Here is a 25,673-nt window from a genome sequence, read left to right as displayed (position 1 = left end):
GCTGCCCCCCATGCCGATCGTTGGGGGGTAGCCATCCGTGTTTGATTACGAAGCCTGTCTGCAGGCTTGCGCCCGTGGCGATCAACGCGCCTTGCGCCAGTTGTATGAGCAGGAAAGCAGCCATCTGCTCGGCGTGGTGTTGCGCATCGCCAGGGACAAATCCCTGGCCGAAGACATCGTGCATGATGCGTTTATCAAGATCTGGCGAGGCGCCGGCAGTTTTGACCCCAGTCGCGGCTCGGCCCGTGGCTGGGTGTTCAGCGTGACCCGCCACCTGGCGCTCAACGTGGTGCGTAACCATTACCGCGAAGTGCCTTTGGGCGACGAACACGAGCAAGTCGCCGCAACCGAAACCTTTGAATTCAGCGCGCGCTCGGGACAGGTCCACACCTGCCTGGAGCAACTCGACCCGGCCCGTCGCACGTGCATCCTGCATGCCTATGTCGACGGTTATTCCCACAGTGAAATCGCCCAGAAACTCGACACCCCGTTGGGGACCGTCAAGGCCTGGATCAAACGTAGCCTCGCCGCGCTGCGGGAGTGCATGGCATGAACGACCCACTGGACGAACTCGCCAGCGAATACGTGCTGGGCACCTTGCCCGGCGAACAACGCGCCGACGTCGAACAACGCCTCAAGCACGATGCTGAACTACGCGCTGCGGTGGACGCCTGGGAGCAACGCCTGTTGCCGCTGACCGCCTTGGCGGAACCCGTACCGCCCTCCTCTGAGCTGTGGCGGCGTATCGAACGTAACATCGCCAGTGCTCGCACGCACTGGTGGGACCTGCTGGCCGTGTGGCGCGGCCTGGCCGGTGCGGGGCTTTTGACCACGCTGGTACTGGCCGGGTTGCTACTGACCCGCCCGCCCACTGCCGCCCCAAGCTTCGTGGTCGTGCTGGTCGCGCCGCAAAGCCAGGCACCGGGCTGGGTGATCCAGGCCAGTAATGATCAGCAGATTCAGCTGATCCCGTTGGGCGTGATGGAAGTGCCATCCGACAAGGCCCTGCAGTTCTGGACCAAGGGCGACGGCTGGCAAGGCCCGGTGTCCCTGGGCCTGGTCAAGCCGGGCCAGACGCTGTCGGTGCCGCTGGACAAGCTACCGCCGCTGACACAAAACCAACTGTTCGAGCTGACCCTGGAAGACCCACGTGGCTCGCCGACCGGCAAGCCCACCGGGCCGATCCAGGCCATCGGCCGCGCCGTCAAGGTGCTTTGATCAGGCGACGCTGGGCAACCACACGCGGAACCGCGCGCCGCCCAAGGGCGAGGCCAACGCCGTCAAGGTGCCGCCCTGGGCTTCCAGGGCGCGCCGGCTGATGGCCAGCCCCAGGCCGAAACCGCCGGTGGCGCGGTCGCGGCTGCGGTCCAGGCGGTAGAACGGCTCGAAGATGCGTTCGCGCTGGTCCAGCGGAATGCCAATGCCGTCATCGTCCACCCAGATTTCACAACCCTTGGCACACACCTTCACGCCGACCTGGATGCGCTTGTCGCAGTAGCGCGTGGCATTGCGCAGCAGGTTCTGCAAGGCACGGGCGGTGAGGCGCGGGTCGAGGCTGAAGCGCTCCACGGCGCAATCGAGCGCTACGTCGATGACGATCTCGGGGTTTTCCAATTCGTCATCGACGCTGCCGAGCACGCTGTCGATAAACTCGTCGAGCATCACCTCGACCCGCTCGGGCAATTGCGCCGGGTTTTGCAGGCGGCTATAGGACAGCAACTCCAGCACCAGCTCATCCAGCTCACGAATATGCGCCACCAGGCTTTGCAGGCGCTCGCGGCTGGCTTCGGGCAAGTCTTCAGAGAGCGCCAGGGCCAGGCCAAAATCCAGGCGAGTGAGCGGCGTGCGCAGTTCGTGGGAGACGGCATTGAGCAGGTCGCGCTGCTGATTGAGCAGGTGTTCGATGTCGTCGGCCATGGTGTCGAACACCGAGGCCAGGCTGCCGATGCTGGAGCTGGCCGGAATGCGCGTGCGCTCGGCCAGGTTGCCCTGGCCCAGTTGCCCGGCGGTGCTTTTCAGGCGTTCCAGGTCACGCCAATGCGGGCGCAGCCACACCAGCAGGCAGGCCAGCAGCGCGGCGACGATCAGCACGTTGATCGCCCAGTACAGCACGTTCATGTCCATCGGATCGGGCGGCACCGTCAGCTTGACCACGAATTGCTCGTTGATCGGCGAACTGATTTCCTCCATCCAGCCCCACTCTCCCAGGCGCACCACCGGTTTGCCCTGCTCCAGCAGCTGTTCTTCCATGGGCGTGTAGCTGGCGTCCTGGCGCAGCAGCAATTGCACTTTCAGCGGTGCGAAGTCACGGCCCAGTTGCTCGGTCACCTGTGACCAGCGTTCCACCGGCGCGCGCAGGTATTGCTTGACGATCAGCTTCTGCTGGCCGCGTGTCTGCTCGATGTTGTAGTCCATGTAGCGGTGTTCGAACAGCTGGATCACCAACGAGGGGATCAGGTAGATCGCCGCACTGTAGGTGACGATGGTGATCAGGTAGAGGCGCAGCAAGACACGAAACATGGGTCAGCATTCCCACTCGGAACGGCTGAACAAGTAGCCCTTGCCCCACACCGTCTTGATCTTGCGTGCTTCACCGGCGTTGTCGTCGAACTTGCGGCGCAGCTTGGAGATGGCCACGTCCACCGAACGGTCGGTGCCATTGAACTCGATACCCCGCAGGCGTTGCAGGATCTGGTCGCGGCTGAGCACTTCGCCGGCATGCCGGGCCAGCACCACCAGCAGGTTGTATTCGCCGCTGGACAGCTCCACCGCCTGCTCGCGCCAGGCCACGGTGCGCTCCGACAAGTCGATGCACAGGTTGCCCATGATGATCTGGTCGTTCGCCACCTGGGGCTCGGACAGGCTGCTGCGGCGCAACAGCGTACGCACACGGGCGAGCAGCACGCGCGGCTCGCAGGGTTTGGTCACGTAGTCGTCGGCGCCCATCTCCAGGCCCAGTACCTGGTCGTGACTGTCGTCGCGGGCGGTGAGCATCAGGATCGGTAGCCCTGCCGAGTCGGCACGCAGCAGGCGGCAGACTTGCAGGCCGTCAAGGCCTGGCAGCATCAGGTCGAGGATCACCAGGTCCGGCGGGTTCAGACGCGCGCGTTCACGGACGTGGTCGCCACGGCTGAGCACGCTGACGTGGTAGCCATTGCGCTCCAGGTAGCTGGCAATCAGCTCGGAGAGTGCGGCGTCGTCTTCCACCAGGAGGATGTTGGGCATGGTGTTTCCAAATAAGCAGTGATGGGCGGTACACAAATCCAATGTGGGCGCTGCTTGTGTGGGAGCTGGCTTGCCTGCGATACAGACACTGCGGTCTATCAGGTAGACCGAGGTGATGCTATCGCAGGCAAGCCAGCTCCCACACAAGCCGGTTGCCACATGTTGAATCGTTGGCGCTTGCAGGATTGTGCAAGGATATACGCCCTCTGCCGACTATGGGTCGCACCTTACATTTCTTCACAGACAAGCTACACAGCTTCACAGCACCTCGGCGCGGGTGACTTTAGGATGCGCCAGTCAATATTGGGATAAGAGCATGTCGAAGAATCTGTTTGCGCCGTTTTGCCTGCTGGCCCTCACCCTTGCCCTGAGCGCGTGCGACAAGTCCGCCGCCGAGGCACCGGAAATGCCGCTGGCCAAAGTGCGCATCGAAACCCTGGCCGCCAAACCCCTGTCCATCACCAGCGAACTGAGCGGGCGCATCGCCGCGCCGCGCATTGCCGAGGTGCGTGCACGGGTCGCCGGCGTCGTCATGCAACGGGTGTTCAAGGAAGGCCACGACGTGAAACAGGGCGACGTGCTGTTTCGCATCGACCCCGCGCCGTTCAAGGCCGACCTCGACAGCGCCCAGGCCAACCTGAGCAAGGCCGAGGCCAATGCCTTCCAGGCGCGCCTGCAAGAACAGCGCTACAGCCAATTAGTGGAAGGCAATGCCATCAGCGGCCAGGACTACGACAACGCCCGCGCCGCCGTGCGCCAGACCAACGCCGAAGTCGCCGCCAACAAGGCCGCCGTCGAGCGCGCGAAACTGAACCTGGGCTACGCCACCGTCACCGCACCGATTTCCGGGCGCATTGGCCGTGCGCTGGTGACCGAAGGCGCGCTGGTCGGCCAGAACGAAGCCACGCCGCTGGCGATCATCCAGCAACTGGACCCGATTCACGCCGACCTGACCCAGTCCACCCGTGAGCTGAATGACCTGCGCCGCGCCTTCCGCGCCGGCAGCTTGAAGCAGGTCGGCCAGGACCAGGCCAAGGCCACGTTGATCGAGGACGACGGCAGCCTCTACCCGTTGCCGGGCAAATTGCTCTTCGCCGAGATCAGCGTCGACCCCGGCACCGGCCAGATCATCCTGCGCAGCGAATTTCCCAACCCCGACCTCGACCTGCTGCCCGGCAGCTTTGTGCGGGTGCGCCTGGAGCAAGCCGTCGACAAGCAAGGCATCAGCGTGCCGCAACGCGCCATCACCCGTGACAGCGCCGGTATCCCGATGGTGTTGTTGCTGGACGCCGAGCAGACCGTGAGCCAGCAGCCGGTGGAACTGGGTGCAGTGATCGAAGACCGCTGGATCGTCAGCAGTGGCCTCAAGCCCGGCGACCGTATTGTCGTCGAGGGCCTGCAACACGCGCGCCCCGGTGAAAAAGTCGAAGTGGACGATAGCCCCGCGCCGAATGCCCAGGCCTCTGTCCGCTAAGGAAAGGAATCAAACACCATGCCGCAGTTCTTTATCGACCGCCCAATCTTCGCCTGGGTGGTGGCCCTGTTTATCCTGCTGGCGGGCGCCCTCGCCATCCCGCAGTTGCCGGTGGCCCAGTACCCCAACGTCGCGCCGCCGAAAGTCGAAATCTATGCCGTCTACCCCGGCGCTTCGGCGCAGACGTTGGACGAAAGCGTGGTCAGCCTGATCGAGCAGGAGCTCAACGGCGCCGACCACCTGCTGTACTTCGAATCCCAGAGCAGCCTGGGCTCAGCCACCATTACCGCCACGTTCCAACCGGGGACCAACCCGGAAATGGCCCAGGTGGACGTGCAAAACCGCCTCAAGGCCGTGGAGCCGCGCCTACCCCAGGCCGTGACCCAGCAAGGATTGCAGGTGGAAAAAGTGTCCGCCGGCTTCCTGCTGCTGGTCACCCTCACTTCCAACGACGGCAAACTCGATGACGTGGCGCTGAGTGATTACCTGGCGCGCAACGTGATGAACGAACTCAAGCGCCTCGACGGTGTGGGCAAAGCTCAGCTGTACGGTGCCGAGCGCGCCATGCGCATCTGGATCGACCCGCAGAAATTGATCGGCTTCAACCTGACGCCGGCCGATGTGAACGCCGCGATCAGCGCGCAGAACGCCCAGGTCTCGGCGGGCAGCATCGGTGATTTGCCGGGCACCAACACCCAGGAAATCACCGCCGCGATCCTGGTCAAGGGCCAGCTTTCAACGCCAGCCGAATTTGCCGACATCGTGCTCAAGGCCAACCCCGACGGCTCGACCGTGCGCATCGGCGATGTGGCGCGGGTGGAAGTCGGCAGCCAGGAATACCAGTTCTCCACCCGCCTGAACGGCAAGCCGTCCACCGCCGTCAGCGTGCAGTTGTCGCCCGGCGCCAATGCGCTGAGTACCGCCACCCTGGTGCGGGCAAAGATGGACGAGCTGTCGCGCTACTTCCCGGCCAACGTGGAGTACAAGATCCCGTATGACACCTCGCCGTTCGTCAAAGTCTCGATCACCAAGGTGGTCTACACCCTGCTCGAAGCGATGGCGCTGGTGTTTGCGGTGATGTTCCTGTTCCTGCAGAACGTGCGCTACACCCTGATCCCGACGCTGGTGGTGCCGATTGCGTTGATGGGCACTTTCGCCACCATGTTGTTGCTGGGCTTCTCCATCAACGTGTTGACCATGTTCGGCATGGTGCTGGCGATCGGCATCCTGGTGGACGACGCCATTGTGGTGGTGGAGAACGTCGAACGCATCATGGCCACCGAGGGTCTGTCGCCCAAGGAAGCGACGAAAAAAGCCATGGGCCAGATCACCGGGGCCATCATCGGCATCACGTTGGTACTGGTGGCGGTGTTCCTGCCGATGGCGTTCATGGCCGGTTCCGTGGGGGTTATCTATCAGCAGTTTTCGTTGTCGATGGCCACCTCGATCCTGTTCTCGGCGTTCCTCGCCCTGACCTTGACCCCGGCCCTGTGCGCCACCTTGCTCAAGCCGATCGCCAAAGGCGAACACCATGCCAAGGGCGGTTTCTTTGGCTGGTTCAACCAGCGCTTTGAAAGCCTCACCGACCGTTATGAAGGCTGGGTGGCGTATGCCCTCAAGCGCAGCGGCCGCTACCTGTTGATTTACCTGGTGCTGCTGGTGGGCCTGGGCTGGATGTTCAGCCGCCTGCCCTCCTCGTTCCTGCCGGTGGAGGACCAGGGCTACACCATCACCGATATCCAGCTGCCACCCGGCGCGAGCAAGAACCGCACGGTGCAGGTGGCCGAGCAGATCGAAGCGCATAACGCCGAAGAGCCTGGGGTGGGTGATACCACCATGATCATGGGCTTCAGTTTCTCCGGTTCGGGGCAAAACGCGGCTCTGGCATTCACCACACTCAAGGATTGGTCGGAACGCGGCAGCGATGATTCCGCCGCCTCGATTGCCGACCGCGCCAACATGGCGTTCAGCGAACTCAAGGACGCGATTGCTTATGCGATCCTGCCACCGCCCGTGGATGGCCTGGGCACGTCCAGCGGCTTCGAGTTCCGCCTGCAGGACCGTGGTGGCGTCGGCCATGCCGCGTTGATGGCAGCCCGTACCGAGTTGCTGGCTGCCGCCGAGAAAAGCCCGATCCTCGCCAACGTGCGTGAAAGCGCGCTGGCCGAAGCGCCGCAAGTGCAGCTGGAAGTCGATCGCAAGCAGGCCAATGCGCTAGGCGTGTCATTTGCCGATGTGGGCAATGTGCTCTCCTCGGCCATCGGTTCGGCCTACATCAACGACTTCCCCAACCAGGGACGCATGCAGCGCGTGGTGGTGCAGGCCGAAGGCGACCAACGCAGCCAAGTGGCGGACTTGATGAAGATCAATGTGCGCAACAACGCCGGCAAGATGGTGCCACTGTCGGCCTTTGTCGAAGCCAAATGGACCCAGGGCCCGACCCAGCTGACGCGCTATAACGGCTACCCGGCCATCGCGATTTCCGGCGAAGCGGCACCGGGCCACAGTACCGGCGAGGCCATGGACGAGATCCAGCGCCTGGTCAGCCAATTGCCCGCCGGTCTGGGCCAGGAATGGACCGGCCTGTCGTTGCAGGAACGCCTGTCCGGTTCGCAGGCACCGTTGTTGCTGGGCTTGTCGTTGTTGATCGTGTTCCTGTGCCTGGCGGCGTTGTATGAAAGCTGGTCGATCCCGACCTCGGTGCTGCTGGTGGTGCCGCTGGGCGTACTCGGTGCGGTACTGGCTGTGTCTTTGCGCGGCATGCCCAACGATGTGTTCTTCAAGGTCGGTTTGATCACCATCATCGGCCTCTCGGCGAAGAACGCGATCCTGATCATCGAGTTCGCCAAGGACCTGTACGACCAGGGCGAAGACCTGATCACCGCCACCTTGAAGGCCGCGCGGTTGCGCCTGCGGCCGATCATCATGACGTCCCTGGCGTTTATCCTCGGCGTGGTGCCGTTGGCGATTGCCACCGGGGCCAGCTCGGCAAGCCAACAGGCAATTGGTACCGGCGTGATCGGCGGGATGATCACCGCGACACTGGCGGTGGTGTTTGTGCCGGTGTTTTTTGTGGTGGTGATGAAGTTGGTTAAAAAGCGCCGCGACTGATCGACGTCAACCGACGCAAGCCCACTGAAAAGAGCCCTTACAAACTGTCAATGTTGACAGTTTCGCAGGGTTCTTTTTCGTTTTAGTGTGCCTTTGTTCAATCCGAACGATCAGTAAAGAGAAGCTTCCCATGAGCGAACACTCAGGCTTACTGCTTTCCAACGGGTACCTGGCGGTAGGCATTGGAAACAGTTTTTTTGTCAGCGAAGACTTAACAGTAATCCATACGAGCCAATTGCTGCGTATTGAGGCGCCGGGCACTGGAAACTCAGCCGGAAAATTCATCATCACGGTCAATAACCCGGGGAATGGTGGAACAGCCATACCGGTTGGTCCTGGCAACCCTTCGCAGCTCACCTACGAACGGTACGGCTATCCTACCCGCCATGCCGGTAGCGGAAGCATAACCTTCGTGTGGGACCCTACACGTAAAACGCTTGATGCGACGTTTGAAGCCGTCTTGGTTCCTGTCGCGCAGTACCCCGCAGTCAAACTCACGGACGGCGCTATCCGTTACTTTGAATAAGCACGGCTGTAACCGCCATGTTTGATGGCCAGGACGTGCAACTGACAAAAAGGAGTGTTCGACGCAGTCAGTCAGGGACTAAAGAATGCGCTATGGTGCTCGCAGAGACATTTCATTGTGAGCCGCCATGCCGTTCCTCGCCCGCACCCACCCTCGCCTCTCCGCCGCCGCCGTGCTCGGCCTTGCCGTCGGTATCCTGGTCCCCGCCGACGGCCTCATCAGCAAAATCCTCATCGGCTGGAATGCCGGGGTCTGGACCTACCTGGTGCTGATGCTGTGGCTGACCCGCCGCGCCAAAGCCGAAGACGTCAAACGCATCGCCGAGATCGAAGACGAAAACGCCGGCCTGGTGCTGTTCACGGTGTGCATTGCCGCCATTGCCAGTTTGGCGACCATCACCTTCGAACTGGTGGGCAGCAAAGACCTGGCCACCTCGGAACGCCTGCTGCACTACGGTTTCACCGGGCTGACAGTGATCGGTTCGTGGTTGCTGATCGGGGTGATCTTCAGCGTGCATTACGCGCGCCTTTATTACACCTGGGACGGCAAGGAGCCGGCGCTGCGCTTTGCCGAAGGTTTGCAGACCCCCAACTATTGGGACTTCCTGTACTTTTCCTTCACCATCGGCGTGGCGGTGCAGACCTCTGATGTCGGGGTTGCCACCCGAGGCATGCGCAAGGTAGTGCTGGGTCAATCATTGATCGGGTTTCTGTTCAACACGGCAATCCTGGGGTTCTCGATCAATATCGCCGCTGGCTTGTTCGGTTGAGGCTGCACAAACCTTCTAGACGCTTATGCTCAGCTGGGCGCTAATTACCTCACCTATTCCGCCTCGGTGTTTTATGGCCGCGCACAATTGGATCGACCTGTCCCAGGACGCCGACACCGGCATCGAGACCCTGCGCGCGCATTTCGAAGGCCATGCGTACGACCCGCATTGGCACGACAGCTACCTGATCGGCGTCACCGAGCAAGGCGTGCAGCAATTCAACTGCCGCCGCACTCGCCACCACAGTGTGCCCGGCCAGGTGTTCCTGGTGGAGCCCGGGGAACTGCATGATGGCGATGCGCCCACTGCCGACGGCTTCACTTACCACATGCTCTATCTCGACCCGCAGTGGTTGGCGCGGGAGGTGAGCGCGGTGTTTGAAGAGGCACCACTCGATAGCCAACTGAGTTTCGCCAATACCTTGACCAGCGACCCGCGCCTGGCCATCGCCACCACTCAAGCTTTCCAGACCCTGCACAGCGGCGAACTGCGCATCGTACGTCAGCGGGCCATGGACCAATTGCTGGAGCGCCTCACCGGCCAACTCTATTGGCGCACCCGCTACCGCGAAGACCCGCGTCTGCCTCTGGTGGCCCACAAGGCACGCGAATACCTGCACGCCCATCTGCATATTGATGTGGGCATGGACGAACTGGCCGTGGCCTGTGGCGTCGACCGTTTCCGCCTGACCCGTGCGTTCAAGAGCGCATTTGGCCTGCCCCCTCACGCCTATCTGGTGCAACTGCGTCTGGCCCGCGCCCGTCATTTTCTGACCAGGGGCGAACAACCGGCGGACGTCGCGATTGCCCTGGGCTTTGCCGACCAGAGCCACTTGGGGCGTTGGTTTGTACGCGCCTACGGCCTCACACCTGCGGCCTACCGCAAGCGCTGCTCAAATCTTCCAGACAGGTAGCAAGCGGGCTTGTGAAGATCGACTCCATCGATTGGTTTATTGGAGTCTGCCGTCATGTTGCCGTTTATGTTGTTCGCCTTTGTGGCGTCGATCACCCCCGGCCCCACCAACATCCTGGTGCTGAGTAACAGCGCACGTCATGGCTTCAAGGCGGCCTTGCCGATCATTCTGGGTGCCTGCGCAGGTGCTGCGGGCCTGGTGTTGGTGGTGGGCAGCGGGTTTGGCCAGTCGTTGGTGCATGTGCCCAAGGTGCAAATGGCCATGCAATGGATCGGCATCGCCTGGTTGAGTTACCTGGCCTGGCAGATCTTCAGCGCGCCCGCCCAAGCCATCCACGTGCAAGCCAGCGAAAAGCCCCTTGGCCTGATCGGCGCCGCCAGCCTGCAGTTGATCAACCCGAAAACCTGGATGATGGCCCTGGCGGTGGTCAGCGTATTCGCTGACAACGGTGCTGAGCGCCAGAGCCAAGTGGTGTACCTGTCCCTAGTATTTTTCCTGATATCGCTGCCGTGCCTGGGCACTTGGGCGTTGCTGGGCGTGGGGTCGGCACGGCTGTTTCGTTCGGCCAGGGCGATGCAACGTTTCAACCGGGGCATGGCGCTGTTGCTGCTGGTGGCGACTTGGCTGAGTGTGGTGATTTGACGCACCGGCCATCCGACTTTGTCCGACAACAGCTTGACGACTTTCCTCATTTGATGGTTTCCTGAAACCGGTTTCAGTCATTCCAATAAAAACAGAAGGTCGATGACCGTGAACACTTTTTCCGCCGCCCAGCGCAGCCGCGTGACCATGCTCGACGTGGCTCAACACGCCGGCGTCTCCAAAGCCAGCGTCTCGCGCTTTATCGGCGACGACCGTGCCCTGCTCTCCGATGCCATCGCCCTGCGTATCGAGCAAGCCATCGAGCACCTCGGCTACCGCCCCAACCAGATGGCCCGTGGCCTGAAACGTGGGCGCACGCGCCTGATCGGCATGCTGGTGGCCGATATCCGCAACCCCTATTCCATTGCCGTGATGCACGGTGTCGAAACCGCTTGCCGTCAACACGGCTACAGCCTGGTGGTATGCAACACCGACCGTGACGACGAGCAAGAACGCCAGCACTTGGCAGCGTTGCGTTCGTACAACATCGAAGGGTTGATCGTGAACACCCTCGGCCATCACCTCGACCAACTGCTGGAACTGCAGCGGGAAATGCCCCTGGTGCTGGTGGACCGCAAGGTCGAGCCGTTGCACAGCGACCTGGTCGGCCTGGACAACCCGGCGGCGGTGCGTATGGCGGTGGAGCACCTGGAGCAACAGGGTTATCGCGATGTGCTGATGGTGAGCGAAGCCACCGATGGCACCAGTTCGCGCTTGGAGCGCCTGAGCAGTTTCAAGACTGAAATCGCTAGCCGCCCGGCATTGGCCGGCGCTGTGTTGGAGTTGGATGAAACGCTGCAAAAACACCTGAAAGCCTTTCTCGCAAAACCTGGCCCCAAGGCGCTGTTCTGCGCCAACGGTGTCGCGGCATTGGCCTGCACCCGCGCACTGAAAAACCTGGGCTGCAACCTGTTTGATGACATCGGCCTGATCGCCCTAGATGACCTGGAGTGGTATCCGCTGGTAGGCACGGGCATCACCGCCCTCGCCCAGCCCACCGAAGCCATCGGCGCCAGCGCATTCGACTGCCTGCTCAAGCGCCTGCGCGGCGATACCGAGCCGACCCGCACCCTGGACTTCCTGCCACAACTGATCATCCGAGGCTCCACAAACCCCTTGTAGAAACCGGCTTGCCGGCGATGAGGCCCTTGAGGCAAGCGTCCATTTCAAGGACGCCATCGCCGGCAAGCCGGCTCCTACAGGTTTTGGTTTACGTATAAAAATGAAACCGGTTTCAGAGGTAAACGACAATGCATAAGTACCCCGTCTCCATCAGCCTTTCCAGTTACGGCGCCGACCTTGTCCGCCAACAGGGCCAGTTGAGTTTTGTCGCGCTGCTGACGGCCGCCGGCGCCCAACGTATCGAATGGCGTGAAGAATTGCTGACCACCGAGCAACCCCACGAACTGGCCCAGGCTGCTGTCGAGCATGGCCTGGAGTCGGTGTTCTCATCGCCCCTGGAACTGTGGGTCGCCGGCCGCGCCCAAGCGAATACCGAACTCGCGGCCACCCTGGATCGGGCGCAGGCGTTTGGCGCACGCTGGCTCAAGGTGTCCCTCGGTTACTTCACCGATACCAACGACCTGGAAAGCCTGCATGCCCTGCTCAACCGCCACCCGGTCCGCTTGCTGGTGGAAAACGACCAGACCCTGCACGGCGGCCGTATCGAACCCATGCAGCGCTTCTTCACCGAAGTGGAACGCCTGGGCCTGCCGGTGAAGATGACCTTCGACATCGGCAACTGGCAATGGCAAGACCAATCCGCTCTAACCGCCGCACGCCTGCTGGGCCGGCATGTGGATTACCTGCACTGCAAGGCGGTCGCGCGGCGTGCCGACGGCAAGCTGGTCGCCCTGCCGCCTGGCGCCACCGACCTGCATCTGTGGGAACAACTGCTCAAGCACATGACTCCAGGTATTAGCCGGGCCGTGGAATTCCCGCTGCAAGGCGATGACCTGGTCGCGGTCACCGCGCAGCAGGTCGCCACCCTCGCCCTGCTGGGCCAACCTCGTGCGGAGCATGCGCATGTCTGAGATCGATATCCTCTCGTTTGGTGAAACCATGGCGATGTTTGTCGCCGAACAGACCGGCGACTTGGCCCAGGTGGCTCAGTTCCATAAACGGATTGCGGGTGCCGACAGCAATGTCGCCATCGGCCTGTCGCGCCTGGGTTTCAACGTCGCCTGGCTGAGCCGAGTGGGCAATGATTCGCTCGGGCGCTTTGTGGTCGACACCTTGACCCAGGAGGGCCTGGATTGCCGACATGTGGCGGTCGATCCGGCACACCCCACCGGTTTTCAATTCAAGTCTCGTGAAGAAGCGGGCGATGATCCCCAGGTGGAGTACTTCCGCAAGGGTTCGGCGGCCAGTCAGTTGTCTATCGCCGCCATCAGCCCTGCCCTGCTGCAAGCTCGCCATCTGCATGCCACCGGCATTCCGCCCGCATTGTCCGAGGCGACGCGCGAGTTGTCCGTCGAGCTGATGACGCAGATGCGCAAGGCCGGGCGCAGCGTGTCGTTCGACCCCAACCTGCGCCCCTCGCTGTGGTCCAACCCACAGACGATGATCCGCGAAATCAACGCCCTCGCCGGCCTGGCCGATTGGGTCCTGCCGGGCCTGGGCGAAGGTCGCTTGCTCACCGGCTTCGATGACCCGGCCGACATCGCCGCGTTTTACCTCGACCAGGGCGCCGAAGCCGTGGCGATCAAGCTTGGCCCCGACGGCGCTTACTACCGCACCCACATGGACCAAGGCTTTGTCGCCGCGGTGCGCGTGGACAACGTGGTGGACACGGTCGGCGCCGGTGACGGTTTTGCCGTGGGCATGATCAGCGCCCTGCTGGAGAACCTCAGCTTCCGCGAGGCGGTACAGCGCGGCAACTGGATCGGCAGCCGCGCCGTGCAGAGCCGTGGCGACATGGAAGGCCTGCCCACCCGTTCAGAGTTACCCAGTCGATCCGTTGCCTAACCCATTACCTGTTGCCACAACTACAACAAGCTCAGGAGCAACCCCATGGACACCGTGAAACTCGCCACCCGCCGTTGGTGGTACATCATGCCCATCGTTTTTATCACCTACAGCCTGGCGTATCTGGACCGCGCCAACTACGGCTTCGCCGCTGCCTCCGGGATGGCCGAAGACCTGATGATCACCCCCGGCATGTCGTCATTGCTGGGGGCGCTGTTTTTCCTTGGTTACTTTTTCTTTCAGGTGCCGGGGGCGATCTACGCGCAGAAACGCAGTGTCAAGAAGCTGATCTTCGTCAGCCTGATCCTGTGGGGCGGCCTCGCCACCCTCACCGGCGTGGTGTCCAACGCCTACATGCTGATCGTGATTCGCTTCATGCTCGGCGTGGTCGAAGCGGCGGTGATGCCGGCGATGCTGGTGTACCTGTGCCACTGGTTCACGCGTGCCGAACGCTCGCGCGCCAATACCTTCCTGATCCTCGGCAACCCGGTGACCATGCTGTGGATGTCGGTGGTGTCGGGCTATCTGGTGCAGCATTTCAGCTGGCGCTGGATGTTTATCATCGAAGGCTTGCCGGCGGTGCTGTGGGCGTTTATCTGGTGGAAGCTGGCCGATGAGCGTCCAAAGGATGCCAAGTGGCTGAGCGACTCTGAGAAACAGGACCTGGAAACCGCGCTGGCCGCCGAGCAAGTCGGGATCAAGGCGGTGAAGAACTACGCCGAGGCGTTCCGTTCGCCCAAAGTGATCATCCTGGCCCTGCAATTTTTCTGCTGGAGCATTGGCGTGTACGGCTTTGTGCTGTGGCTGCCGTCGATCCTCAAGCAAGGCTTGCAGATGGACATGGTCGAGGCCGGCTGGTTGTCGGCGCTGCCTTACCTGGCAGCGGTGATTGGCATGCTGGTGGTGTCGTGGGGCTCGGACAAGCTGCAAAAGCGCAAGCGTTTCGTATGGCCGCCGCTGCTGATTGCCTCGATTGCTTTCTACGCGTCCTACGTGCTCGGCGCCGAACACTTCTGGTGGTCCTACACCTTGCTGGTGATTGCCGGGGCCTGCATGTACGCGCCCTACGGCCCGTTTTTCGCGATTGTCCCGGAGATCCTGCCGGCCAATGTCGCCGGGGGCGCCATGGCGCTGATCAACAGCATGGGAGCTCTGGGTTCATTCGGCGGCTCGTACCTGGTGGGCTATCTCAATAGCAGCACCGGTTCGCCCGGCGCTTCGTACCTGCTGATGAGCGGCGCGTTGCTGCTGTCGGTGGTACTGACGATTTTCCTCAAGCCCGGCGCCAGTGACCGCACGCCGGCGCCCAATCTAGAATTGAAGGTAAAAGCCGCATGAAAAAGTCTGTCGTGTTGTACAAGAAACTCTCCGCGCCGCTGATGGCCCGCCTGCATGAACAGGCCGAGGTCACGCTGATCGAAGCCCTGGACGACACCGGCCTGGCCAAGCTGCGCGACGCCCTGCCCACGGCCCAGGGTCTGCTAGGTGCCAGCCTGCGCCTGGATGCCAAATTGCTGGAACTTGCGCCCAAACTGGAGGCCGTGGCCAGCGTGTCCGTGGGGGTCGACAACTACGACATCGACTACCTGACTGGGCGCGGTATCCTGCTCAGCAACACCCCCGACGTGCTCACCGAAACCACCGCCGACACGGGCTTTGCCTTAATCCTGGCCACCGCCCGCCGCGTGGTCGAGCTGGCCGACATGGTGCGCGCTGGTCAATGGAACAAGAACATTGGCCCGGCGCATTTCGGCAGCGATGTGCATGGCAAGACCCTCGGCATTATCGGCATGGGCCGTATCGGTGAAGCCCTGGCCCAGCGCGGGCACTTTGGTTTTGGCATGCCGGTGATCTACCACAGCCATTCGCCCAAGCCGGCGGTGGAGGCCCGTTTCGGCGCGCAGTACCGCAGCTTGAATGACTTGCTGCAACAAGCCGATTTTGTCTGCCTGACCCTGCCACTCACCGCCGAAACCGAGAAGCTGATCGGCGCTGAACAATTCGCACGGATGGGCCCGGAAACGATCTTCATCAATATTTCGCGGGGCAAGGTGGTGGACGAAGCTGCGCTGGTGGAGGCGCTGCAACAGCGCACCATCCGGGCGGCGGGGTTGGATGTGTTCGAGAAGGAGCCGTTGGATCACCACTCACCGTTGTTGCGCCTGAACAACGTGGTGGCCACGCCGCATATCGGCTCGGCGACCCATGAGACGCGGGAAGCGATGGCCCAGTGTGCGGTGGACAATCTGTTGCAGGCATTGGCCGGTGAACGACCGAAGAACCTGGTCAACGCCGACGCCTGGAACCGCTGATTCCTGACACACCATAAACCAATGTGGGAGCGGGCTTGCTCGCGAATGCAGTGGATCAGTCAAGAAGTCTATCGACTGACACACCGCATTCGCGAGCAAGCCCGCTCCCACATGTTGACCTCATTTCAGGTCAGATAACGAAACGCGCCACCATCCCATTCAAGTCCACCGCCAGGCGCGACAGTTCATGGCTGGCTGCGCTGGTCTGGTTGGCACCCGCCGCCGACTGGGTCGCCAGGTCGCGGATGTTGACCAGGTTGCGGTCCACTTCGCGGGACACCTGGGCCTGTTCTTCCGAAGCGCTGGCAATCACCAGGTTGCGTTCATTGATCAGGCCGATGGACTGCGTGATCTGCTCCAGCGCCACGCCGGCGGCGCGGGCCATTTCCAGGGTGGTCTGGGTGCGTTGGTTGCTCTGCTGCATCGATTGCACAGCTTCACCGGTGCCGTTCTGGATGCCGGCGACCATTTTCTCGATTTCCTGAGTCGACTGCGCGGTGCGATGGGCCAGCGCTCGCACTTCGTCGGCCACCACCGCAAAGCCACGGCCGGCTTCACCGGCACGCGCGGCTTCGATGGCGGCGTTGAGCGCCAGCAGGTTGGTTTGTTCGGCAATCGCGCGGATCACGTCCAGTACCTTGCCAATGTCGCGCCCCTGCGTGGCCAGGCCTTCGATCATTGCGGCGGTGTTTTGCACGTCCTGGGTCATGGTCTGGATCGCACCGACGGTTTCCATCACGCGGTCGCGGCCTTCGCGCGCGGCTTGGTTGGACTGCCCGGACGCTTCGGAGGTCGACACCGCGTTACGCGCCACCTCTTCCACCGCCGCCGTCATTTCATTGACCGCCGTCGCCGCCTGGTCGATTTCATTGTTCTGTTGTTGCAAGCCTTTGGAGGCTTCTTCGGTCACCGCGCTCAACTCTTCCGCTGCTGAGGCAAGCTGCGTCGCCGAGCCGGCAATGTGCTGGATGGTCTGGCGCAGATTAGCCTGCATGGTCGACAAGGCGCTGAGCAAACGCGCAGGTTCGTCCTTGCCATCGTCTTCGATCAGTTTGCTGAGGTTGCCACCGGCAATGGTTTCAGCGACTTCCACGGCCTTGCGCAGCGGCGTGACGATACTGCGGGTGAGCAGCCAGGCCAGCAATACGGTGAGCAATGCGGCGGCGACCGACACGCCGATCACACCGGTGATAGCGCCCTGGTAGCTTTGCCCGGCTTCATTGTCGGCTTGCTTGGCGTCGGCCGCGTTGATGGCGATCAGTTTGTTCAACTGCTCACCCATCTGGTCGGTACCGTCCTTGATGCGGCTGTTGATCAGGGCACGCATTTCATCGACCTTGCCCTGTTTGGACAGCGCCAGCATGTCGGCCTGGGCCTTGAAGTAGTTATCCAGGGTGGTCACGAACGTCTTGTACAACGCCGCTTCCTCTGGGCCCGCAGGCAGCGCCGCGTAGCTGGCCTGGGCGCTCTTGACCTTGTCGGCGAGCACGCCCATGCGGGTTTCGGCTTCCTGCAGGCTGGCGGGTTCGCGGTTGACAAGCACCCGGAAAGACAAGATGCGCAGGCGCAGCACGTTTTCTGTGATAACGGCCAGTGACGTCACGCTGGGCAGTTGGGTCAGGCTCATCTCCACCGAAGACTGGCGGATCTGCGTCATGCGATTGACTGCAAACACCCCCAGTACAACCACTAATAACGCAATGAACGCAAAACCGAGAAACGCTCGAGGAGCAATATTTAATTGGCGGAGGGACATAAGGGGGATGCTCTCAGAAATAGTGTTTGCGAGCGTCCCTGCTGCGAAACGATCTGTCAGCGTCAACGCGCTGCTCGGACCTTGGCCACCACTGTTGTCATTGATTTGTGGGCCTATCCTCGGTATCGGCAGGGTCAAAGGCTTCCCACAGGGCATTCATAAATATTTTTTTACACTTCTGACGATCGGCCGTTTCTGGCATCCTGCGCCTCCATTTTCTGACCCGAGCCCGTATTTTGTCTGACGCTCAAGCCCCCCGCCCGCGCTATAAATCCGACCTGATCTACGGCCTGGAAGATCGCCCGCACTTCACCGCGGCGGTTTTTGCCGCGTTGCAGCACGTGTTGGCGAGTTTCGTCGGCATCATCACCCCCACGTTGATTGTCGGCGGTGTGCTGGGCCTGGAAAGCGAAGTGCCGTACCTGGTGAGCATGGCGCTGTTTGTGTCGGGGCTCGGCACCTTTGTGCAGGCGCGCACATTCGGCCCGATCGGTTCGGGGCTGTTGTGCCTGCAGGGCACCAGTTTTTCCTTTATCAGCGTGATTCTCAGCGCGGGGTTCATGGTCAAGGCCCGGGGCGGCGGCACCGATGAGATCCTCTCGACGATCTTTGGCATCTGCTTTTTCGCGGCGTTTATCGAAGTGGTGCTCAGTCAGTTCATCGGCAAGCTGCGCAAGCTGATCACCCCGGTGGTCACCGGCACCATCATCACGTTGATGGGCTTGTCATTGATCAAGGTGGCCGTCACCGACATGGCCGGCGGCTTTGGTGCCAGCGACCTTGGCGCCGCCGGTAATATGGGCCTGGCTGCGCTGGTGCTGCTGACCATCGTGGTACTTAACCGCTTCAACAACCCGTTCCTGCGCCTGGGCTCGATTGTGATCGGCCTGACCCTGGGCTTCGTGGTGGCCTGGCTGATGGGCCGTGTCGACATGGCGGCGTTGCCCCAAGTGCCCTTGATCAGCGTACCGGTGCCGTTCAAGTACGGTTTCTCGTTCGATTGGGTGGCGTTTATCCCGGTGGCGGTGATCTTCCTGATTTCGCCCCTGGAAGCGGCAGGTGACCTGACGGCCAACTCGATGATTTCCCAGCAGCCGGTCAAGGGCCCGCTGTATATCAAGCGCATCAAGTCCGGCCTGCTGGCCGACGGCCTCAACTCGGCAATGGCCGCGACTTTCAACAGCCTGCCGATGGTGACCTTCGCCCAGAACAACGGTGTGATCCAGTTGACCGGCGTGGCCAGCCGCTACGTGGCGTACTTTATCGCCGGGCTGCTGGTGCTGCTGGGGCTGTTCCCGATGATCGGCGCGGTGCTGCAACTGATGCCCAAGCCGGTACTGGGCGGCGCGACCTTGATCATGTTCGGCACTGTAGCCGTGGCCGGGATCAAGATCCTCGCCGAAGCCGGGCTGCACCGACGCAATGTGCTGATCGTGGCGATCTCCCTCGGCATGGGCCTGGGCGTTGCCGCCGTGCCGGAAGTACTGCGCGACCTGCCAAAGGCGCTGCATAACATCTTTGAATCGCCGATCACCGTGGGCGCGTTCTGTGCAATCCTGCTGAACATTTTCCTGCCGGAAGAGTTCATAGAACTGGAAGAAGATGAATTTGATCCGGAGTCCTCTACCCTCAAAGTGATGCAGGACCCGGACGTCACCCAATAGGAGCACTGTTTACATGCGCAAGCTCATGGTTCTATCGCTGTTGCTGCTGACCCTGAGCGCCTGCGCCCTGTTTCCCAACCGCGACCCGGTGAACATCAACGTGGTGGGCATCGAGCCCTTGCAAAGCCAGGACCTGGAAGTGCGCTTCGCCGTGAAGCTGCGGGTGCAGAACCCCAATGAAACGGCGATCGACTACAACGGCGTGGCCCTGGACCTGGAGGTCAATGGCCGGCCGTTGGCCTCTGGGGTGAGTGATCAAAGCGGATCCATCCCCCGTTTTTCCGAGACCGTGCTGATGGTGCCGGTGAGTGTTTCGGCATTTTCTGTGTTGCGTCAGACCTTGGGCCTGAGCCAGACCCAGAGCCTGAACAACCTGCCTTACGTGCTGCGGGGCAAACTGGCGGGCGGGCTGTTCGGCACCATGCGCTTTGTGGACCGTGGCACGCTGGACTTGCCGAATACCGCCACCTGGTAATTGACGCGGCTCACGTGTGGCAAGCCCGCTCGCCACAGGATTGTGCTCAATCCGTCAGGTAGCGCACGCCGGGCTTGGCCCGTTCGTCCACCGTCAACTCGAACACATCTGGCCGGGCATAGTGCCCCACCACGTCATAGTCATACCGCGCGCGTACCAAGTCATCCGTATTGATTTGCGCCGTCAGCAAGCCGGTATCTCCCAGCAGCGGCCCGGCGAGAATGTCGCCCATCGGCCCGACAATCACACTGCCGCCCGCGATCAACGGGCGGTCTGAAGGCCAGTTGGCTACTTCGATGCCCAACGCCTCAGGCGAGGCCTGCACCTGGCAGGCACTCACCACAAAGCAACGCCCTTCGTGAGCCACATGACGCATGCTCGCCTGCCACATCTCGCGCTCATCCACCGTCGGCGCGCACCACACCTCCACACCCTTGGCATACATCGCCGTGCGCAGCAGCGGCATCATGTTTTCCCAGCACACTGCGCCGCCGACACGGCCCACCGCGGTGTCGATCACCGGCAGGGTCGAGCCGTCGCCCTTGCCCCAGATCAGCCGTTCGGTACCGGTGGGCATCAGCTTGCGGTGCTTGGCCACCAGACCGCCCGCTGGTTCGAAATACAGCACGGTGCAATACAGGGTGCTGCCACTGCGCTCGATCACACCGAGCACCAGGCTGGCACCGGTGCGTGCGGACAGGCCGGCCAACATCTCGGTTTCCGCGCCCGGTACATCGATGGCATTGGCAAAATAACGGGCGAAGGCTTCGCGGCCTTCCGGCAGGCGATACCCCAACTGCGTGCCGAAGGCCTCACCTTTGGGATAGCCACCCAGCAACGCTTCGGGCATTACCACCAATTGCGCGCCGCTGCGCAGGATCTCGTCCTCATAACTGAGGATTTGCGCCAGGGTTTCACCCTTGCCGCCGGGCAAGGAGCCGATTTGCAGAGCTGCCACAGTAGAAACAGGCATCACGATCACTCCAGATAAGGGGGGTTGCCCATTCTCCCGCCAGCCTCGATCATGAATAAAGCCCACTTCAGTGCTGAATGATATGAGTCAAATGAATATCGCCCAGGTCGATCTCAACCTGCTGAAAACCTTTGAAGCCCTGCATGATGAGTCCAGCGCCAGCCGCGCGGCGTTACGCCTGGGCGTGACGCAATCGGCGATCAGCGCCGGTCTGCGGCGCTTGCGCGAGGTGTATGGCGATCAGTTGTTCGTGCGCACCGGGCGCGGCCTGGCGCCGACATTGCGGGCCAATCAGTTGAAGCCGGTGATCAGTGAGGCGCTGGACCGCTGCCGGCAAAGCCTGGCGTTGGTCAACCCGGATAACCAGCAGTACCAGGGTCGGTCGGTGGTGCTGGGTTTATCCGATGATTTCGAGATTGCCTATGGTCGCCGGCTGATCGTTGAAATCGCCCGGCGAGCGCCGAAGTTGCGGGTGATCTTCCGTCAGACCCACAGCCAGATTGTCGCCGGCGCCTTGCTTGAGCGCACGCTGGACCTGGCGATCACCGCTGGCGGGTTCGCACACAGTCGGTTGAGCCGCCAAGTGCTGGGGGAAGGTGATTATCGTTGCTTGGTGGATTCAGACCAGGCACGCATCAGTCTCGATGAGTTCGTCGCACGCGACCATGTCTTGGTGTCTTCAGGCGGGTTTATCGGGATTACCGACGAAGGCTTGGCCGCGCAAGGGCTGAGCCGCCACGTGTGCGCGTCGACCAGCCACTTTGCCGCACTGCCTTTTTTGCTCAAGGGCAGCCAGGCGGTGGCGACCATTCCTGGGCACGCAGCGCAGGCCATCGCTGACATGACCGGCCTGCGTGTACTGCCTTGCCCGCTGCCCCTGCCACGCTACCCGGTGGAGCTGGGCTGGAGGACCCAGGCGCAGCTTGATCCGATGTTGCTGAAAGTCCGTGAGGCGATTGTGGCGAGCTTTATTTAGCCGCTGCCATCAACTTGTTGACTTCACTGCGCACCATGTTGGAGAACTCCGGGGGCGACATGCCGTCGAGTTCCGCGCGCACCCACTCGGCCCACTTGCCCTTGCGCTTGGCGCGCTCACCGAACAAGCGTGCCGCTTCGCCCTTGGCCTTGCCCAGGTTGGTTTGCCACAGGTCATAAAGACGGGACTTTTCATCTTCCAGCTCGGCGCGTTCGGCGAGGGTCTTGTTGGCCAGATTGAAGCTCATGTTGAATTACCTGCTGCACAAATAGACGACATCTTACACTGTAGGTCGAAATTTCCTGATTCGGATTTTGCTCCAGGCGCGGCGACGGCAAAAAAACTGCAACTTTTGCCACACGCCGATACTCCATTGTTCACTGTCACATTCACTCGCAAGGAGTCAAACAATGGCCCGCAAAACCGCTGCTCAAGCCGTCGAAGACCAGATCAAGGACCAAGCCTTCAGCGAACTCACCGCGCTGATCGAAGAATCGGACAAACTGCTCAAAAGCAGCGCTTCCCTGGTCGGCGAAGAAGGTGAAACCCTGCGCGAGCAGGTCGCCATCAAACTCAAGCAAGCGCTGGATTCCGTGTCCAACGTTCGTGAACGCAGCAAGCCGGTGGTAGACGCCACCGAGACCTACATCGGTGGCCATCCATGGCAGACCGTCGCGATCTCCGCAGGTTTCGGCCTGGTCGTTGGCCTGCTGCTGGGTCGCCGTAACTGATCGAACCGGGCTGCGCCAGCACTGGCGCAGCCTGTCTTATTGCTCGACCAACTTACGCAGCCCTGCCAGTTCCTGCGCATCCACTTGGATGCCCTGCTCGTCCGAACGCACCCGCGTGCGATGACGTCGATCCCCCGGTAACCGTCGCAACCCCGCCGCATGCATCTGCCGCACCAGTTCCTGGCTGCGCTCGGCAAAGCTTTGCCCGGCGGTTTTGCTCGGGTCGATCACGATCAACAGCTGGCCGGTCCATGGCGTGCGCGCGCCGGGGTGGTCTGCCCAGTTGAATTCAAAGGAGAAGTTGCCACCGGTCAATGCCGCCGCCAGCAGCTCAACCATCATCGACAACGCCGAACCTTTGTGCCCGCCAAACGGCAGCAACGCGCCACCTTCCAGAATGGCCTTGGGGTCGCGGGTCGGCTGCCCCAGGCTGTCGACGCCCATGCCCGGCGGCAGCAATTCACCCTTGCGCGCGGCGATTTGCACGTCGCCATGGGCAATGGCGCTGGTGGCCAGGTCGAACACGATGGGCATGCCGTCGGCGCGGGGTGCCGCGAAGGCGATGGGGTTAGTGCCGAACAGCGGGCGGTCGGCGCCGTGGGGCACCACGCAGGTCATGCTGTTGACGACACTCAGGGCCACCAAGCCTTCTTCGGCGAAGGGCTCGACGTCCGGCCACAGGGCCGCGAAGTGGTGGGAGTTATGAATCGCCAGCAACGCAATGCCGGCACTGCGCGCCTTCTGCACCAGCAATGGCCGCGCCGCTTCAAGCGCAGGCTGGGCGAAGCCATTGGCGGCATCCACCCGCACGAAACCCGACGCCACATCGCTGACCCTGGGCTCGGCCTTGCCATCGACCCAGCCGCTGGCCAGCGTGCTGAGGTAACCCGGAATGCGGAAAATGCCATGGCTGTGGGCACCATCGCGCTCAGCGCTGGCGCAGTTGTGCGCCAGGATCTGGGCAACCGTCGCCGACGTGCCGTGACTGACAAATATCGAGTGCAGCAACGCCACCAATTCAGCAAAGCCGATTGCAGTGACAGGGCTTTCACCAGAAAAAGACTGGGCAGGCATCTGAAGCTCCGATTTTATGATTGGAAGGGGCAAACAGCGTGAATCCAGCCCGCTGATTAAACAACGCAGCCTGCTGCCACTGTCAATCGGTGATTGCCGCGTATCAGCTATGTACCCCCTGGATCGAGCTTGTCGCACTTAGCCTGTGGGTCCTTTCTCGACGTTAAGGACGCACACCATGGCTCGGGCTACACCGCCGTATTTTTTTGATGAGTTTTTGTTGCCGGTGCGCAGGAACGAGCCATCGCCACGCGACGCGCCCTGGAAGACGATACTGGCCGCCCAACGGCAAAGTCAGGGCCAAGACGCTGGACGATGCACGGCAGATCTTCATGAGCAACGAAGACAAACGCATGGACATCATCTTGGCGAACGCAGATTCCGTGACCTACCTGATCACGCAATTGCGACGAGAACTGGATGAGGGCGCCTGAACGGCGCCCTCGGAACCCGAGTGATCAGTCTTTCTGGTCACGCAGGATATTGCCCGATGCGCCATCGATACGCGCCTCATAAACGGTGCCATCGGACTTGCGGCCTTTGACTTCCCAGTAACCGTTGTCATCAGCCTCGGCGGCGTAAACCTCGACGTAACCGGCCTTGGTCTTGGCCACCTCAATCGCCTTTTCGATGGTGATCCAGCCCGCGCCCGGTTTATCGGCCAGGGCGGCGCCCGCACTCATCAACGCAGAGGTTGCACACAGGGCGATTAATGTTTTCTTCAGCATTTTCGTACTCCATTGGGATTGACTGATATATGTCCTGAATTTTTTAGGTCGCCCCAAACGAGAATAAGTTCCAATTGATGTGCAATCGCCATGATGGCTGTTCTCGCCGCCTGCCCTGGGAGGTTAGAATGTGGGAAATCAGGATGAGTTAATGAGCGAAAAGTCCCTCTCGGAAGCCGAATATGACGCCATCACCGACGCCGCCGCGCATTGGTGCATGCGCCTGCACGCGGGCGATTGCACGGCCGGTGAACGTCAGGCTTTTGCGCAATGGCATGATTCCCACCCGCTGCACGCGTTTGAATACGCCGCGATGCTGGAGATCTGGGACGTCGCCGACCACCTGCCGCGCCATCAACCCACGCCGGTGGTAGCGCCCTTCAAGAAGCCGCGCAGTCGCCTGCGCACCTACGCGGTCGCGGCAGCGATCTGCCTGGCCGCCCTGCCCATCGCCGCGTTCACTGGCTGGGAAGCGGGCTGGCTGCCCAGTTCTTATGAGCGCTTCGAGGCTGCCAGCGGTTTGCGCCAGGTTACGCTCGGCGATGGCAGCCAGGTGGAACTCAACCTGGGCACTGAGTTGGTCTACAGCCATTACAAAGACCAGCGCCGCGTGACCCTGAAGAAAGGCGAAGCGTTCTTCAAAGTCAGCCATGACGCGACCCACCCGTTTATCGTGCACGCCGGCGAAGGTCAGGTGCGGGTCACGGGCACCCAGTTCAACGTGTGGAAGTATGAAGACCAGGTGCGCGTGATACTGCTCGAAGGGTCGGTGCAGATCGCCAGCGACAGGGTGCATGGCAGTGTGCCGCTCACCCCCGGCATGCAAGCCAGCTACCAACAGGGTGACGCCACGCCACGCGTCCAGGCGATCAACCCCAACGACACCGCGCTTGCCTGGCGCCAGGGCAAGCTGATTCTCGACAACCTGGCCCTGGCCGACGCGCTGCCGCTGATCAACCGCTACCTGAGCAAACCGGTGATGCTGGCCGACGCCAACACCGGCACGATTCGCATCGGCGGTATCTACAACATCAACGAGGTCAGCAACCTCGTGCCCTCCCTGCCCAAGGTCCTGCCGGTCTACCTGACCCAGAACCAAGACGGCAACCCCGTACTCAACGCCATTCCGCGTAAAACCCCAAAAGGCTGAGCCCTCGCCAGCAGGCACGGGCTTTTGCATGCCCGAAGTGTCCGAATTTTTTACACCTGCCTGCCCTGTACCGCCCATGGTGAGCGCGTTCATCGTTTTGTCATGCGCGGTGTTTCAACGTTGATACAGCGAGGTGAAGCGGTTGTGCAATGGCGCGGCAGGCGTGGCTTGAGGGCGTGTTGTCTCACTGCTGATACAGGGCTGCCA

General features: G+C 61.8%; 25 protein-coding genes. 18 read left to right on the top strand and 7 right to left on the bottom strand.

Translation table 11 applies throughout. The features are described from left to right. Nucleotides 1-37: 37 nt before the first annotated feature. Nucleotides 38-553: a sigma-70 family RNA polymerase sigma factor gene (locus KUA23_RS12820; RefSeq protein WP_252994067.1), complete on the top strand. Its 516-nt coding sequence runs from the start codon at nt 38-40 to the stop codon at nt 551-553. After that, on the top strand, nt 550-1,218 hold the full coding sequence (locus KUA23_RS12815) for an anti-sigma factor (RefSeq protein WP_252994066.1): 669 nt from the start codon (nt 550-552) through the stop codon (nt 1,216-1,218). The genes KUA23_RS12820 and KUA23_RS12815 overlap by 4 nt, the downstream gene beginning before the upstream one ends. On the opposite strand, the gene KUA23_RS12810 is transcribed toward KUA23_RS12815, so the two are convergent. Further along, the gene (locus KUA23_RS12810; RefSeq protein ID WP_078048150.1) at nt 1,219-2,520 is read right to left on the bottom strand and encodes an ATP-binding protein; all 1,302 of its coding nucleotides are present in this window, start codon (nt 2,518-2,520) and stop codon (nt 1,219-1,221) included. Nucleotides 2,521-2,523: 3 nt separating this feature from the next. After that, a complete protein-coding gene (locus KUA23_RS12805) occupies nt 2,524-3,225 on the bottom strand; it encodes a response regulator (protein ID WP_078048149.1) in 702 nt (233 codons plus the stop codon). A gap of 316 nt (nt 3,226-3,541) precedes the next feature. Between KUA23_RS12805 and KUA23_RS12800 the strand changes: the two genes are divergently transcribed. From KUA23_RS12800 to KUA23_RS12750, 11 genes are all read left to right on the top strand, one after another. Further along, the gene (locus tag KUA23_RS12800) at nt 3,542-4,699 is read left to right on the top strand and encodes an efflux RND transporter periplasmic adaptor subunit (RefSeq protein WP_078048148.1); all 1,158 of its coding nucleotides are present in this window, start codon (nt 3,542-3,544) and stop codon (nt 4,697-4,699) included. An 18-nt stretch (nt 4,700-4,717) separates the two neighbouring features. Then, nucleotides 4,718-7,810: an efflux RND transporter permease subunit gene (locus tag KUA23_RS12795; RefSeq protein WP_078048147.1), complete on the top strand. Its 3,093-nt coding sequence runs from the start codon at nt 4,718-4,720 to the stop codon at nt 7,808-7,810. Between the two features lie 130 nt (nt 7,811-7,940). Beyond that, nucleotides 7,941-8,336 (top strand): hypothetical protein, encoded by a 396-nt coding sequence (locus KUA23_RS12790; RefSeq protein ID WP_100490913.1) that lies wholly within the window; start codon nt 7,941-7,943, stop codon nt 8,334-8,336. Nucleotides 8,337-8,463: 127 nt separating this feature from the next. Further along, nucleotides 8,464-9,105: a DUF1345 domain-containing protein gene (locus KUA23_RS12785; RefSeq protein WP_252994065.1), complete on the top strand. Its 642-nt coding sequence runs from the start codon at nt 8,464-8,466 to the stop codon at nt 9,103-9,105. A 73-nt stretch (nt 9,106-9,178) separates the two neighbouring features. Further along, nucleotides 9,179-10,018 carry an AraC family transcriptional regulator gene (locus KUA23_RS12780; protein WP_252994064.1) on the top strand — a complete coding sequence of 280 codons (840 nt, stop codon included), beginning with the start codon at nt 9,179-9,181 and terminating at the stop codon, nt 10,016-10,018. 54 nt (nt 10,019-10,072) lie between these two features. Continuing rightward, nucleotides 10,073-10,660 carry a LysE family translocator gene (locus KUA23_RS12775; RefSeq protein WP_100490914.1) on the top strand — a complete coding sequence of 196 codons (588 nt, stop codon included), beginning with the start codon at nt 10,073-10,075 and terminating at the stop codon, nt 10,658-10,660. Between the two features lie 108 nt (nt 10,661-10,768). Beyond that, complete coding sequence (locus tag KUA23_RS12770) at nt 10,769-11,782, top strand: LacI family DNA-binding transcriptional regulator (RefSeq protein ID WP_306428785.1); 1,014 nt, start codon at nt 10,769-10,771, stop codon at nt 11,780-11,782. 128 nt (nt 11,783-11,910) lie between these two features. Then, nucleotides 11,911-12,693 (top strand): sugar phosphate isomerase/epimerase family protein, encoded by a 783-nt coding sequence (locus KUA23_RS12765; protein ID WP_252994062.1) that lies wholly within the window; start codon nt 11,911-11,913, stop codon nt 12,691-12,693. Next, on the top strand, nt 12,686-13,627 hold the full coding sequence (locus tag KUA23_RS12760) for a sugar kinase (RefSeq protein WP_252994061.1): 942 nt from the start codon (nt 12,686-12,688) through the stop codon (nt 13,625-13,627). Before KUA23_RS12765 ends, KUA23_RS12760 begins: the two co-directional genes overlap by 8 nt. A gap of 45 nt (nt 13,628-13,672) precedes the next feature. Next, entirely contained in the window at nt 13,673-14,965 is a 1,293-nt protein-coding gene (locus KUA23_RS12755; protein ID WP_078048139.1) for an MFS transporter, read from the top strand. Then, nucleotides 14,962-15,939 carry an NAD(P)-dependent oxidoreductase gene (locus KUA23_RS12750; protein WP_252994060.1) on the top strand — a complete coding sequence of 326 codons (978 nt, stop codon included), beginning with the start codon at nt 14,962-14,964 and terminating at the stop codon, nt 15,937-15,939. The genes KUA23_RS12755 and KUA23_RS12750 overlap by 4 nt, the downstream gene beginning before the upstream one ends. Before the next feature lie 130 nt (nt 15,940-16,069). On the opposite strand, the gene KUA23_RS12745 is transcribed toward KUA23_RS12750, so the two are convergent. After that, nucleotides 16,070-17,695, bottom strand: a complete 1,626-nt coding sequence (locus KUA23_RS12745) for a methyl-accepting chemotaxis protein (RefSeq protein WP_078048137.1) — start codon at nt 17,693-17,695, stop codon at nt 16,070-16,072. 236 nt (nt 17,696-17,931) lie between these two features. On the opposite strand from KUA23_RS12745, the gene KUA23_RS12740 reads away from it, so the two are divergent. Both KUA23_RS12740 and KUA23_RS12735 read left to right on the top strand, forming a co-directional pair. Then, entirely contained in the window at nt 17,932-19,359 is a 1,428-nt protein-coding gene (locus tag KUA23_RS12740; protein ID WP_252994059.1) for a nucleobase:cation symporter-2 family protein, read from the top strand. 13 nt (nt 19,360-19,372) lie between these two features. Beyond that, nucleotides 19,373-19,834 carry an LEA/WHy family protein gene (locus KUA23_RS12735; RefSeq protein WP_033900377.1) on the top strand — a complete coding sequence of 154 codons (462 nt, stop codon included), beginning with the start codon at nt 19,373-19,375 and terminating at the stop codon, nt 19,832-19,834. A gap of 46 nt (nt 19,835-19,880) precedes the next feature. Here the strand turns inward: KUA23_RS12735 and KUA23_RS12730 are convergent, their stop codons facing one another. Continuing rightward, nucleotides 19,881-20,807 carry a carbon-nitrogen hydrolase family protein gene (locus tag KUA23_RS12730; RefSeq protein WP_252994058.1) on the bottom strand — a complete coding sequence of 309 codons (927 nt, stop codon included), beginning with the start codon at nt 20,805-20,807 and terminating at the stop codon, nt 19,881-19,883. A gap of 82 nt (nt 20,808-20,889) precedes the next feature. Here KUA23_RS12730 and KUA23_RS12725 point away from each other — a divergent pair, with 82 nt between their 5' ends. Further along, the gene (locus tag KUA23_RS12725; protein ID WP_078048134.1) at nt 20,890-21,783 is read left to right on the top strand and encodes a LysR family transcriptional regulator; all 894 of its coding nucleotides are present in this window, start codon (nt 20,890-20,892) and stop codon (nt 21,781-21,783) included. Here the strand turns inward: KUA23_RS12725 and KUA23_RS12720 are convergent. Beyond that, nucleotides 21,776-22,030, bottom strand: coding sequence for a hypothetical protein (locus tag KUA23_RS12720; protein WP_003190904.1), 255 nt, complete (start codon nt 22,028-22,030; stop codon nt 21,776-21,778). The genes KUA23_RS12725 and KUA23_RS12720 overlap by 8 nt on opposite strands. A 163-nt stretch (nt 22,031-22,193) precedes the next feature. Between KUA23_RS12720 and KUA23_RS12715 the strand changes: the two genes are divergently transcribed. Continuing rightward, nucleotides 22,194-22,514, top strand: a complete 321-nt coding sequence (locus KUA23_RS12715) for an ElaB/YgaM/YqjD family protein (RefSeq protein ID WP_016979401.1) — start codon at nt 22,194-22,196, stop codon at nt 22,512-22,514. A 36-nt stretch (nt 22,515-22,550) separates the two neighbouring features. Here KUA23_RS12715 and KUA23_RS12710 read toward each other — a convergent pair whose 3' ends face one another. Together KUA23_RS12710 and KUA23_RS12705 are read right to left on the bottom strand one after the other, a co-directional pair. Next, a complete protein-coding gene (locus tag KUA23_RS12710) occupies nt 22,551-23,588 on the bottom strand; it encodes an Ldh family oxidoreductase (RefSeq protein ID WP_252994057.1) in 1,038 nt (345 codons plus the stop codon). Between the two features lie 458 nt (nt 23,589-24,046). Then, nucleotides 24,047-24,316 (bottom strand): PepSY domain-containing protein, encoded by a 270-nt coding sequence (locus KUA23_RS12705; protein ID WP_099492653.1) that lies wholly within the window; start codon nt 24,314-24,316, stop codon nt 24,047-24,049. Between the two features lie 151 nt (nt 24,317-24,467). Here KUA23_RS12705 and KUA23_RS12700 point away from each other — a divergent pair, with 151 nt between their 5' ends. Continuing rightward, nucleotides 24,468-25,466 (top strand): FecR family protein, encoded by a 999-nt coding sequence (locus tag KUA23_RS12700; protein ID WP_252994056.1) that lies wholly within the window; start codon nt 24,468-24,470, stop codon nt 25,464-25,466. The last annotated feature ends 207 nt before the right edge of the window (nt 25,467-25,673 follow it).

Source organism: Pseudomonas pergaminensis (assembly GCF_024112395.2).
Classification (GTDB): domain Bacteria; phylum Pseudomonadota; class Gammaproteobacteria; order Pseudomonadales; family Pseudomonadaceae; genus Aquipseudomonas; species Aquipseudomonas pergaminensis.
The sequence above is the reverse complement of the archived record's forward strand: the minus strand, read 5'-3'. Positions and strand labels throughout refer to the sequence as shown.

Coding starts and splice junctions, on each gene's coding strand:
- KUA23_RS12725 (WP_078048134.1), top strand. CDS start 20,890: ATGAGTCAAATGAATATCGCCCAGGTCGATCTCAACCTGCTGAAAACC.
- KUA23_RS12735 (WP_033900377.1), top strand. CDS start 19,373: ATGCGCAAGCTCATGGTTCTATCGCTGTTGCTGCTGACCCTGAGCGCC.
- KUA23_RS12805 (WP_078048149.1), bottom strand. CDS start 3,225: ATGCCCAACATCCTCCTGGTGGAAGACGACGCCGCACTCTCCGAGCTG.
- KUA23_RS12795 (WP_078048147.1), top strand. CDS start 4,718: ATGCCGCAGTTCTTTATCGACCGCCCAATCTTCGCCTGGGTGGTGGCC.
- KUA23_RS12790 (WP_100490913.1), top strand. CDS start 7,941: ATGAGCGAACACTCAGGCTTACTGCTTTCCAACGGGTACCTGGCGGTA.
- KUA23_RS12720 (WP_003190904.1), bottom strand. CDS start 22,030: ATGAGCTTCAATCTGGCCAACAAGACCCTCGCCGAACGCGCCGAGCTG.
- KUA23_RS12815 (WP_252994066.1), top strand. CDS start 550: ATGAACGACCCACTGGACGAACTCGCCAGCGAATACGTGCTGGGCACC.
- KUA23_RS12750 (WP_252994060.1), top strand. CDS start 14,962: ATGAAAAAGTCTGTCGTGTTGTACAAGAAACTCTCCGCGCCGCTGATG.
- KUA23_RS12700 (WP_252994056.1), top strand. CDS start 24,468: ATGAGCGAAAAGTCCCTCTCGGAAGCCGAATATGACGCCATCACCGAC.
- KUA23_RS12710 (WP_252994057.1), bottom strand. CDS start 23,588: ATGCCTGCCCAGTCTTTTTCTGGTGAAAGCCCTGTCACTGCAATCGGC.
- KUA23_RS12715 (WP_016979401.1), top strand. CDS start 22,194: ATGGCCCGCAAAACCGCTGCTCAAGCCGTCGAAGACCAGATCAAGGAC.
- KUA23_RS12810 (WP_078048150.1), bottom strand. CDS start 2,520: ATGTTTCGTGTCTTGCTGCGCCTCTACCTGATCACCATCGTCACCTAC.
- KUA23_RS12705 (WP_099492653.1), bottom strand. CDS start 24,316: ATGCTGAAGAAAACATTAATCGCCCTGTGTGCAACCTCTGCGTTGATG.
- KUA23_RS12755 (WP_078048139.1), top strand. CDS start 13,673: ATGGACACCGTGAAACTCGCCACCCGCCGTTGGTGGTACATCATGCCC.
- KUA23_RS12760 (WP_252994061.1), top strand. CDS start 12,686: ATGTCTGAGATCGATATCCTCTCGTTTGGTGAAACCATGGCGATGTTT.
- KUA23_RS12730 (WP_252994058.1), bottom strand. CDS start 20,807: ATGCCTGTTTCTACTGTGGCAGCTCTGCAAATCGGCTCCTTGCCCGGC.
- KUA23_RS12765 (WP_252994062.1), top strand. CDS start 11,911: ATGCATAAGTACCCCGTCTCCATCAGCCTTTCCAGTTACGGCGCCGAC.
- KUA23_RS12780 (WP_252994064.1), top strand. CDS start 9,179: ATGGCCGCGCACAATTGGATCGACCTGTCCCAGGACGCCGACACCGGC.
- KUA23_RS12745 (WP_078048137.1), bottom strand. CDS start 17,695: ATGTCCCTCCGCCAATTAAATATTGCTCCTCGAGCGTTTCTCGGTTTT.
- KUA23_RS12785 (WP_252994065.1), top strand. CDS start 8,464: ATGCCGTTCCTCGCCCGCACCCACCCTCGCCTCTCCGCCGCCGCCGTG.
- KUA23_RS12775 (WP_100490914.1), top strand. CDS start 10,073: ATGTTGCCGTTTATGTTGTTCGCCTTTGTGGCGTCGATCACCCCCGGC.
- KUA23_RS12800 (WP_078048148.1), top strand. CDS start 3,542: ATGTCGAAGAATCTGTTTGCGCCGTTTTGCCTGCTGGCCCTCACCCTT.